Origin of the sequence: Chamaesiphon sp. OTE_75_metabat_556 (genome assembly GCF_031378165.1) — a bacterium.
Taxonomy (GTDB): Bacteria; Cyanobacteriota; Cyanobacteriia; order Cyanobacteriales; family Chamaesiphonaceae; genus Chamaesiphon.
In genome coordinates this window covers 16,045-27,215 of record NZ_JANNDR010000554.1, presented here as the reverse complement: position 1 = coordinate 27,215, position 11,171 = coordinate 16,045, and the positions used below count along the sequence as shown (strand labels likewise).

The 11,171-nt window shown below is 47.2% G+C and carries 9 protein-coding genes and 1 pseudogene; 5 read left to right on the top strand and 5 right to left on the bottom strand.

Annotation, left to right across the window (positions count from 1 at the left end):
• A pseudogene (locus RMO27_RS21800) lies at window positions 1-423 on the top strand (2-succinyl-6-hydroxy-2,4-cyclohexadiene-1-carboxylate synthase); the annotation flags it as partial.
• 11 nt (window positions 424-434) lie between these two features.
• Here the strand turns inward: RMO27_RS21800 and RMO27_RS21795 are convergent.
• Window positions 435-917: a hypothetical protein gene (locus tag RMO27_RS21795; RefSeq protein WP_309736540.1), complete on the bottom strand. Its 483-nt coding sequence runs from the start codon at window positions 915-917 to the stop codon at window positions 435-437.
• A 63-nt stretch (window positions 918-980) separates the two neighbouring features.
• Entirely contained in the window at window positions 981-2,069 is a 1,089-nt protein-coding gene (locus tag RMO27_RS21790) for a DMT family transporter (RefSeq protein WP_309736538.1), read from the bottom strand.
• 155 nt (window positions 2,070-2,224) lie between these two features.
• On the opposite strand from RMO27_RS21790, the gene sppA reads away from it, so the two are divergent.
• Both sppA and aroH read left to right on the top strand, forming a co-directional pair.
• Window positions 2,225-3,046 carry a signal peptide peptidase SppA gene (sppA, locus tag RMO27_RS21785; RefSeq protein ID WP_309736536.1) on the top strand — a complete coding sequence of 274 codons (822 nt, stop codon included), beginning with the start codon at window positions 2,225-2,227 and terminating at the stop codon, window positions 3,044-3,046.
• Between the two features lie 51 nt (window positions 3,047-3,097).
• Window positions 3,098-3,496 (top strand): chorismate mutase, encoded by a 399-nt coding sequence (gene aroH / locus RMO27_RS21780; protein WP_309736534.1) that lies wholly within the window; start codon window positions 3,098-3,100, stop codon window positions 3,494-3,496.
• On the opposite strand, the gene rlmN is transcribed toward aroH, so the two are convergent.
• Window positions 3,456-4,505, bottom strand: coding sequence for a 23S rRNA (adenine(2503)-C(2))-methyltransferase RlmN (rlmN, locus tag RMO27_RS21775; protein WP_309736532.1), 1,050 nt, complete (start codon window positions 4,503-4,505; stop codon window positions 3,456-3,458). The two genes, aroH and rlmN, sit on opposite strands and share 41 nt — an antisense overlap.
• A 298-nt stretch (window positions 4,506-4,803) precedes the next feature.
• Between rlmN and RMO27_RS21770 the strand changes: the two genes are divergently transcribed.
• Window positions 4,804-5,700 (top strand): hypothetical protein, encoded by an 897-nt coding sequence (locus RMO27_RS21770; protein ID WP_309736531.1) that lies wholly within the window; start codon window positions 4,804-4,806, stop codon window positions 5,698-5,700.
• Between the two features lie 44 nt (window positions 5,701-5,744).
• Window positions 5,745-8,255, top strand: a complete 2,511-nt coding sequence (gene recG, locus RMO27_RS21765; RefSeq protein WP_309736529.1) for an ATP-dependent DNA helicase RecG — start codon at window positions 5,745-5,747, stop codon at window positions 8,253-8,255.
• A gap of 96 nt (window positions 8,256-8,351) precedes the next feature.
• Here recG and RMO27_RS21760 read toward each other — a convergent pair whose 3' ends face one another.
• Complete coding sequence (locus tag RMO27_RS21760; RefSeq protein ID WP_309736528.1) at window positions 8,352-10,004, bottom strand: Dyp-type peroxidase; 1,653 nt, start codon at window positions 10,002-10,004, stop codon at window positions 8,352-8,354.
• Window positions 10,005-10,008: 4 nt separating this feature from the next.
• On the bottom strand, window positions 10,009-11,151 hold the full coding sequence (locus RMO27_RS21755) for a hypothetical protein (protein ID WP_309736527.1): 1,143 nt from the start codon (window positions 11,149-11,151) through the stop codon (window positions 10,009-10,011).
• Between the last annotated feature and the right edge of the window lie 20 nt (window positions 11,152-11,171).

Genomic DNA, 11,171 nt, shown 5'->3' with positions numbered 1-11,171 from the left:
GTCGATCGACAAGCCAGAGTGATTCGGGATTGGCAAATTATCGATCGCTTAGAAACCGATTCTTTAGCTGATTTCGTTAGAGATTGGTATCGACAATCGATATTTGTCGGCATTGACAAGCATCCAAATTTTGACCAGCTTATTCAACGTAGAATTGCGACGAATCGAGCGGACGATCTAATTAAGTCATTAGAACATGCTGGATTGGGAATGCAGCCATATTTGGGCGATAGGTTAAAACGCCACGATCGACCGATTTCATTAATCGTCGGCGCACTCGATCGGAAATTTGTCGAGATAAATCGTCAGATCGCGCACTCGTGTCCGCAGATTACGATCGAAATTGTCCCCACTTGCAGTCATAATGTCCATTTCCAAAATCCGCAAGCTTGGATCGATTGCTTGAGATTGGCTGGCGATTAAAGATGAAAAATTTATTTAGACACAAGCCATACTCTCTTGAACCATAAACCATGAAACCAGAGGATACCCCCTGTCATTATTAGTGGGAACAAAGGGAGACGTCGATGAGTTGATACATTCAGTGTGGTCAGATGTGGATCGGCAATAAATGTCCTAATTCGCTCGATTTGACCTTCTAATTGAACTGTGGCATCGCCACTCCAGTTTCTTGTTAAGGGAATCTCTGTTTTATCGATCGTAATTAAACCAATCCGATGTTTTCCTTTCCGTTGGCGATCGATAATATCAATCCCGGCTAATTGTGCCTTGGGAATTTCCAAAACTCTAGTTTCGCCAGGAACGGTTTCTCCAGAAATCTTACAGACTACTTGGACTGGATTGGGTTGACAATTGAGACTAACTGTTTCCCAATAAATAGCGATCGTTAATAGCAGCCAGAATGAAGGCACGATCGACATCAAAGCAGTGTTAGCTAATTTTTCTTTCAAATGCATACTTATTACCGCGCCAGAATCCTCGCTTTCAGTATGCCCAAGATTTGAATCGAAATAAAAGAATTACTCTTCGGGTGAATATGATTCGGCAGATGTCGATATTGTCTGAACTGTGGTGACGATCGATTGGCTGGGAATAGCATCGATCTGGATCCGTCGATCGTTAATTACCGGAACGCCAGTTAGTTGACTCCAGATATAGTCTCGTTGATTGATGAATAGAATACTCACTAGCGTAAGGGAAACGCCACACCATTGGAGTAAATCGAGGCTTTCTCCCAAAAATAAACTGCCAAATAATAACGCGAATACTGGTGTCAAAAAAGTCAAAGAACTTAAGCTAGTCAGATTACCCTTGGCCGCAAAGTAGAAAAATAACCCATAGGCGATCGCACTACCAAATACTGTCGAGTAAGCGATCGCCAGCCAATCAGAACTAGTAATTGCCATCCATTGATTTGACTCCAAATAGCACGAACCGATCGCCAATGGTACCCCGCCGAGAATCATGTGCCAGCCCGTAGCAATCACCGGATCGACATATTTGGTCACAAACGGGACTAAGATCGTGCCTACCGCCATTGACAGGGCAGCTAGGAGCATCAACCATTCACCGCGATTGAATAATCCCGACAGATCGAATTGACTATTTAAGGGACTAGTGGCAATCTGACTCAACCACTCTACTGGCAACCCGATACAACTAATCCCCAGTACTCCCAGCACCAGCCCACAAATCCCGATCGCGCCAATTCGCTCTTCAAATAACCAAGCGGAGAGCACGGCTACTGCCAATGGCTGCGAGTCGATCATCACCGAACCCAATCCCGCATTCGTCCTCACCAGTCCAGTCGCCAGAAACCCCTGAAATAACGTCCCATCGATCAGTGCAAACAGCAAGATCCACCCCCACGCTTGCCAGCTCTGCGGCGGCGATCGCTTGACACGGGGATCGCTTCCCCCTAGCGGGATTGCCGCAAACAGCAATACCAACAGCCCCGCTGGCATCAATCGGATTGCAGCCATGAACAAAGGCGTTGTATGTGGCATCACCCCTTTCATGGCCACCATCGCTGTCCCCCATAGAAAAAAGGGCACGACCAACAAAATCGGTGTTAAGCTGAAGGAGTCTGAGGGCTGTTTTAACTGCATGAATACTTAAATTGCGGCTCTTAACAAATTGTATATTTTCTTTATAAACTCTGCTAGTAATCAGGGAATAGTGAATTGGAACTGCGTGCTTTCTTCTCCCTAACCCCTAACCCCTAACCCCTAACCCCTAACCCCTAACACCTAACCCCTAATTTATGTTCTGGCCGTTTAATCAGAAAGCTACAAAACAAATTGCCCGAATTGAAATTGCTGGAGCGATCGGGAGTAGTACGCGCAAGGCCGTGTTGAAGGCACTCAAAGAAGTCGAGGAACGCAAATATCCTGCCTTGTTACTACGGATCGATAGTCCTGGTGGAACTGTCGGCGACTCGTACGAGATTTATCAAGCACTCCAACGCCTGCAATCGAAGGTCAAAATCGTTGCTAGTTATGGCAATATTTCGGCTTCTGGGGGTGTCTATATCGGGATGGGTGCGCCGTACATTATGGCTAATCCTGGCACCCTTACAGGCAGTATCGGCGTGATTCTGCGCGGTAATAATTTAGAGAAGTTACTCGATCGCGTGGGTGTCTCGTTTCAGGTAATTAAATCTGGCCCTTATAAAGATATCTTGTCGTTCGATCGCCAATTAACTGCCCCAGAGGAACAAATTCTCCAAAGTTTAATCGATAATACTTACGAGCAATTTGTCCAGACTGTGGCCGAATCTCGCCATCTCGATCCCGAAACGGTGAGAACTTTTGCCGATGGTCGGATTTTTACTGGCGAACAAGCAGTAGAATTTGGGGTGGTCGATCGACTGGGATCGGAAGAGGATGCCAGACTATGGGCAGCGGAATTAGCCGGATTAGATCCCCAAAAGGCTAAACTTCAGACGATCGAAGAGCGAAAACCTTTATTAACTAGAATATTACAAAGTCAAGTTTCTGGGTTCTCAACAGTAGTATCGGCCGCAGATTGGGTACAATTTGAATTAAGCACTAGCGGACAACCTTTGTGGTTATATCGTCCTTAAATGGTGTGACCTATATAAAAATTTGCGGAGGGTGATGGCGTGGAGTGGCAGATGAGAGCAATTCGAGGGGCGACGACAGCAAGTGAAAACACAGAGAGCGCAATCTCTATTGCTGTTAGCGAACTTTTACAAGAATTAGAGTATCGCAATCGGATCGATCCCGATCGCATCATCAGTGTCATCTTTACGGCTACCAAGGATTTAGATGCGGTCTTTCCTGCCGCCATCGCCCGTCGCATTTATCCTAATTGGCAAGATGTCGCCCTGATGGACGTCCAACAAATGCACGTCGAAGGCAGTCTCGCTCGTTGCATCCGCTTCCTGATCCACGCCCATCTCCCCGCCGATGCGAAGATTTATCATCCCTATTTACACGGCGCGCGCCATTTACGTCCCGATCGAATAAACCCTAAACTCGATTTGCCCGTAATTGCCCACAAGCAGCATTAGCACCTAAACCTTTGGAATAACGGACGCTGACGGCGATATGTTGGCGTTCGAGGACATCGACGAAATCTTTGATATCTCTGGGTGTGGGTCGATCGAAATCGGCATCGTCGATCGGGTTGTAGGGAATTAGATTAACATGGGTTTGGAAACCACGGAGTTTAGTCGCTAATTCGGCTGCTTGTGCGGGATCGTCGTTGACACCAGCGAGGAGGATATATTCGACGCTCAGTCTTCTACCCGTAATCCGGACATAATCACGACATTCATCGAGCAGATCGTCGATCGGATAATGTTCCGCAGTCGGGACTAATTTGGTGCGGAGTCTTTGAGTCGGGGCGTGAAGACTGACAGCGAGGGTGACTTGGAGTTCGTGTTCGGCGAGTTCGTGGATTTTGCCAGGAATACCCACTGTCGATACAGTAATCGATCGCTGGGAAATGCCGATGTCTTTGTTGATACAATTAACCGCTGTGACGACATTCCCTAAATTGGCCAATGGTTCGCCCATACCCATGAAGACGACATGACTGACACGCTCCTGAAAATCTTCTTGCACTGTCAATACTTGATCGATAATTTCATGGGGATAGAGATGGCGAGTAAATCCGCCCTTGCCTGTCGCACAGAAGGTACAAGCCATCGCACAGCCGACTTGAGACGATACGCACACCGTCAACCGCTTGGAGGTGGGAATGCCGACAGCTTCGACGATTTGGCCATCTTGAAGCTGGAGTAAGTACTTAACTGCACCATCGCTAGCGACAGCCCGATGATGGATCTTCGATCGACCGATTGGGGTATCTTTAACAGATTCGCGCCATTGCTTGGAAAATACGGTAATATCAGCTAGCGATTTGGCACCCTGCTGATAGATCCATTGATATAGCTGTTTGCCCCGATAAGCTGGCTGTCCTTGCTCCTGCACCCAGGTAGTCAATTCTGCTAAACTCATGCCTAGTAATGGTGTAATCGTGGTTTGAGGCTCGGAATCCAAAGTAATGACAGACATGGTATGGAAAAGTTATGGTTACGAAAGGAAGCGAACTAGGGAATACTAGGCAGAGATCAGCACTCGAAAATATGGCGATAGCCTAGAAACTCAACCATCAAATCGGTGCTGCTATCTTTAGCTCGAAACCCTATTCTAACTGAATAGCTTGCCTTGCTGTCACCACGATCTCAACTTTTTGCCGATCGGTTCTGTGATTTCAACATATTTGATGGCAACGTTCGATCGACTGGATCGATGCTCAGTTTTTTATATTTATTCACATAATAATTTCGATTCCCTCATCCCTCACTCTAATATGGCTAGATCGATCGAACAAGTCGGACAAGATTTAATTCACCTCAAAAAAGTTAGTAGTGAAATCGGTACGGAACTAAATACTACCTATCAGAGTTATTTTGCGGCGTTGTCACCAACACTCAAGCAACAGTCAATTCAGAGTTGTTACTATTTATGTACGACCTGCTATCCAGACGCTTTTTTAAAATTAAATTATAATCAGCGATCTCAATTACTCAAAACATTGCAACGCGTTATTGGTAATGTTATCAATAACTTGATGATTCGATCTATACCATCAACTCTAAAAGATCGTCATAGTGATGATGATGAACCAACTGGAGAATTAACTTCGATCTCGATGATGCCAACTGACTGGTTTGCTACGCCGACTTCCCTATCGACTTGGCAACAAAATTTAGAAGCAGAAATAACTCATAGTTTGAAGGAAATTTCTTATAAAGTAAATCTCCTCTTACAACAGGCCCGAGTCATGCCAGCAAATATTCCCAAGCCGATTTTAGAAGCAAGTCCCGAAGCAGATCGGCGGGGCGAAAGTATGCCCAATGTTCCCAATTTATTAAGTATCTTACTAGAGCAAGAAATGGATGAGTCACAGCTCGATCATCCATTAGTTGGTGAAGCTGCCAATGGCACCGAACAGTCGGCTTGGATGGGTAACGAACCTAGTCTCGAAGATCGAGATGAGTATCCGCAGCTCGTGCAGATTCATAGTCTCTACCTCCGGTTGACAGAGGTTGAATTTGCAGATGTTAATGTCTTAGGCTTACGTAAGAACATCGATCGAATTGCGAATAAAGTTAGGATGTTAAAACGTGAATATTCTCATAAACAACAAGAATTAAAAATTGCCGAAGCAGAATCAGCTTGGCGCAATAGTTGGTTTGAGAATTAATTAGTGACAAGTCGATTTTTATTTATTTACTTTACTGAGAATCGATGTCCGCAGCACCAGACTGGTTAAGAATTCAAAAAGCTTTGGCGATCGAAGCGCAATATGGCTACACTGATTTAGTCGGGCAACAATATCGCTTCGGTGAATTTTTGTGCTTGAGTTTCGGTCAACCGCCAACTCATACTAGCTTCAAAGATCGCCAACATTGGCGCGAATTAGCCTTTGAATTTGCTAAGTATCATGAGCTGACATTAGCAGAGCGAAAAGGATTAATTGCTAAAGCTAGTCAATTTCTAACGATCGCTAAACAAGTAGCAGACGCACAAATCGATCGATCGCCATCAAATTTAGCCGCAGTTAGTGAATCTCGTCCCCAACTAAGTCTAAATAGATCGCCAGCAATTCCCAAGGTTTCACCCGCACCAATTGAGACGACTCATCACGATCCGACCTTAACACTCGATCGCTATCTGCGCGATCTTCCCAAAATTGGCATCCGTAAGGCGGAAATTTTAGCCAGACTGGGATTATTAACCGTCAAGGATGTTTTATATTACTATCCGCGTGATTATATCGACTATGCCAAACAGATAAATATTATCGAACTAGAACCAGGAACGACCGTAACTCTAGTCGGGATCGTCCGCAAAATTAACTTCTTCACCAGTCCCAAAAACAAAAAACTTAACGTCTTAGAAATCACCATCAAAGACGAAACCGGACAACTGAAAATCAGCCGCTTTTATGCCGGGACGCGCTATAGTGGGCGCGGGTGGCAAGAATCATTAAAACGTAAATATCCCGTCGGCAGTTGGATTGCTGCATCGGGATTAGTTAAGCAAGGTAAATATGGCATCAATTTAGACAATCCCGAAATTGAAGTCCTAGCCGATGCCGATGCCAGTGTTTCTTCGCTCAAAATTGGCCGCGTGTTACCAGTTTATCCATTAATTGAAGGCATCTCCGCCGAAACAGTCCGCGAAGCGGTAGTGACAGTTTTGCCGGCGGCGAATAAGTTAACAGATCCTTTGCCCACAGTCGTGCGCGAGCAATATGGCTTGGTGGATTTAGTAACATCGATTCAAAATATTCACTTTCCCACAGATAGCGATGCCAAAGAATCTGCGCGGCGGCGATTGATTTTTGATGAATTTTTCTATCTGCAATTGGGCTTTTTACAACGTCGCCATCTATTGCGTCAGATTCAGACTCAAGCCATGATTACGCCCACTGGCGCATTAATCGATCGGTTTAGGGAGATGTTGCCCTTTCAACTCACCAACGCTCAACAGCGAGTTGTGAGTGAAATTTTAGGCGATCTCCAACAGCCCGCACCGATGAATCGTTTAGTTCAAGGAGACGTCGGTTCGGGGAAAACAGTGGTGGCAGTGATGGCAATTCTCGCCGCGATTCAGTCGGGTTATCAAACAGCCTTAATGGCTCCGACGGAAGTTTTAGCCGAACAACATTACCGCAAACTAGTCGGCTGGTTCAATCTGCTCCATCTCCCCGTCGAACTCTTGACTGGTTCCACTAAAGCCGCCAAACGCCGGAAGATTTATAGCGAGCTAGAAACGGGCGAACTGTCGATCGCGGTTGGCACCCATGCTTTAATTCAGGATAAAGTCAACTTCCGCAATCTCGGCTTAGTCGTCATCGACGAACAGCATCGCTTCGGTGTCTTTCAGCGTGCTAAATTGCAGCAAAAAGGCTCCCAGCCGCACGTTCTGACAATGACCGCTACACCCATCCCCCGCACCCTCGCCCTCACCCTCCACGGCGATTTAGACGTCAGCCAGATTGACGAATTACCAGCCGGCAGACAGCCAATTCAAACAAATGCGATTAATAGCCGCCAGCGGAGTCAGGCATACGAACTCATGCATCGTGAAATCGCCCAAGGGCGACAGATCTACGTCGTGTTGCCCCTTGTAGAAGAGTCCGAAAAACTCGATCTCCGCGCCGCCACAGAGGACCACGAACGATTAGCTACTGAGATATTCCCCCAATATCAAGTTGGGCTACTCCACGGGCGGATGAGTTCAGCAGATAAAGATGCCGCACTCGGAGCATTCCGCGATAACGTCACTCAAATCATCGTCTCGACAACTGTGATTGAAGTCGGCGTAGATGTCCCCAATGCCACGGTGATGCTGATTGAAAATGCCGAACGCTTCGGTTTGTCACAACTCCACCAATTACGCGGACGCGTCGGGCGGGGCGCACATCGCTCCTATTGTCTGCTGATGAGTGGTAGTACTTCGAGCAACGCCAAGCAACGTTTACAAGTGCTAGAACAGTCCCAAGATGGCTTCTGGATCTCCGAGATGGATATGCAATTGCGCGGCCCTGGGCAGGTGCTAGGCACCCGCCAATCGGGGATGGCGGATTTTGCTTTAGCCAGTTTAGCTGAAGATGGCGAGGTACTGACGATCGCGCGGGATGCAGCAGAGAAGGTGATTTTACAGGATCGAGATTTGAGTCAGTCGCCACGATTAAAAGCGGAGTTAGATTATCGCTTTCAGAAACTAATGGGGGGAAGTATTTTAACTTAAATTTTGGGGCATCTGAACTTCTTTAATTCTAGTTGTTAAAATAATTGTTTTTACAAAAACGATCAAAGTTTTAGATCGTAAAATTCAGATCGAAAATCAGCTAAAAACGTTTTTTAATGCCGCGATCGATGGCGAAAAAAAGTAACCGCCGCCAGTGGGAATTACCCAATCGATCGGGATTTCAATTGTTGCCATCGAGCCGTCAGTGCCCCTCAACTCAAATTTGCGGGTGCGATCGTTCCCCGGTTCCTGATTCTGACCGACGATCGGATCGTGACCACCACCGGGCGGCGGATTTACTTCGAGGTTAGACCAATCCTGAGTTAAGAACTCAAACTGATTTTCAATGGAAGTTTGATAAGAAATAAACAGCAGCCCTCGTTCTGCTGCCAGTTCGTCAGCCGTAGGCTGCAATGGATCTAATAAGGGATCGCCAAATGGAATTCCCCGCCGGATCAGGTGACGGGTCAGAGTATCGCTAGCACCGCCGACATCTGTAGCCATGTCGCGAGGGTTAACTTTCCGAACATGAGCGGCAAAAGGACATACAGACCCAAACGTAGATTGTACTGCTTGGGGAAAACCATCACCAGGATAGTTAGCAATCGGGATCAGGGGCAGTTTTTGGGTATCGACCCCATACAGAAAATGATTATTAGCAAGACTATCCTTGGCCAGATCTGGATTGTCCGCTAGGGGAGAGCGCATCAATGGCGCACCACTCGGCCATCGTCCCACAAATTTTGTGGCTAAAAGTTCGGCGGTGATGTTGGCAAAACCAGGCTGTTGGGACAGTTTGGCTGCCGTCTGCTCCATGAAGTTCCAAAAAGCGGGCACATCCTGAAGCAACCGGCGGCAGACGAGAAATGAGCCGTTTTTAGTCCAACTGGGCGAGAGTTTCAGTGGCTTTTGGGGTTGAATCGGATCGTCAGCTCGTTGGAGTTGATAACCCAAAACAAACTGTCCCGGCCAAATTAGGGGTTGACCTGGTTTGGCAAATTCAGCAGCCTCAGGGACTGTGGGGTCGAGCAGTCTGGGGGTTAAAAAATCCTTGGCAGTTTTGGAGATTCGCCCCCGCACCCCAGGTTGGGAGATGCCATCTTTGAAGCCAAAATGCTCGTGTCCAGGTAAATCCGATCGAGTCGCGCCCGGTTGCTCGCAGATGATTTCCAAGCCCTTCGTACCATCTTTAAGCAGTGGTAGCGAGGAGATTGTCGATCGAATCCGCGTAACTTCGGCATTGAGATGGGCTGGATCGTCGCTGGCAATAATTAGCAGTAGATCGGGATACTTGCTCGCATCAGTACCCCCAACCACCCAGCGATCTGGATGTCCGATTGCCGTTGGATCGGTAGGATCGCCCAGGAGACTCGATCGAGTGGGCAATCCAATCCGAAAGGGATCGCCAGGATCGAATCGATCGGCATCGGTGGCTGGCACCAGTTTTTGAATGCCTGCATAGGTAAAGGCAATATTAAGCCAAGTGGCAACCAAACCTGGTGGATCGGCTCCCTGGCGATGGCGCAAGGTACGGAAGAGATTGTTGAACATTAGCACTTCTGCGACTGTCGCAATCCGGGGAACGAGATTGCCAATCCAAGTCTTGGCGATCGCGCGATCGTGGATTTTCAGAAATAAACACATCTGAAAATCTTTATTGAATCCAGCCAAACTATTGCCTTGGATCTCGTCGATCTCCAGTAGATCCTCAGCGGGCAATTTAATGGCGGTGGGTTTAGGATCTGGCATAAACTTAATCTAAACTCCGCACCGACACATGTCCCTGTGACTGAACCAATCCGGCGGCTTGAATGCCCGCTGCCACACATGCCTGTGCGGGATTTTTGAACTTCCCTTTGCTAAAGGCTAGTCCTGTCAGTTTCATCGTAATTTTTTCGGCGATCTGTCCGCCAAATTCAATTTTTTCGCCGCCGATCGCAATATCTCCCACCACAAAGCCTTCAGCCGCAGGTACTTCATAGACAGCCCGCAGAATTTTGCCAGCAGTACCGCGCAAGATTTGCCAATATCCCGGATCGACTGGACTCCCATTCGGTTGTTTCCAACCTGTAGTATCGAGACTATCAATGTACAGTCCGACCGGATTTTGGAGGGTGACAAAAAAGCCATCGCGAGCGAGCGCATTTACCATGGCACCGATCGTCGGATCGCTGGCTCGACCTGGTGCCCCATATCGACCACAACGAATCAATTTGTCTGGATCGGTTAAAACCACACCACCCTGCTGGCGTAAAATGGTCGCTTGAGCCGCAATGTTAATCTCCGCACCCAAGGTGTTGTTGCGCTGGTTTAAGTGCATTGCGCCATTTTTTGTGTTCCATTTGTTGAGCCGATTGTAGCTCCCATTAACAAACAAATCAGCCATCAGCACTCGCGGACTGACGTATTTTTGATAGAGTGCCAGCAGCTTGTGGTTGTCGCCAGTCGCACCAGCGGTTTTGGGGCCGGTATAACTCAATGGGTACCCATGTGCGAGTGCTTCCCAATATTCTGGCCCCTCGCAGGTAAATGTGACTTTGGTAATCTTGCCAGCTTGTTTGGTGACAAACCATTCTAGATATTCATCTTGTGGTCGTTCGCCATTCGGTAGCGGTTTGTCAGCCTCTTGTCGAGCTGCGCGCTTGCTTCCAGGATGCTTGCGTTTAATCAAAGCCGGAAAGCCAGTCCAGGTAATATCTTGTTCGCTTTGAGGAGCGGTGGTATCGATTTTAGTTGGGTTATAAAACTGACTGTTGCCGACACCTAGTTCTGATTCAACTGCTTTAACTTCTTCATCAAAACTAGCAGACAAGAATTCACTCCAAGCATCTCTTTGCTGGGGAATCACATCAAAGTCATCGATATTGGCAGGTGGATCGAAACGGACAAGTTTCATATACTTAAATCCTCAATTGA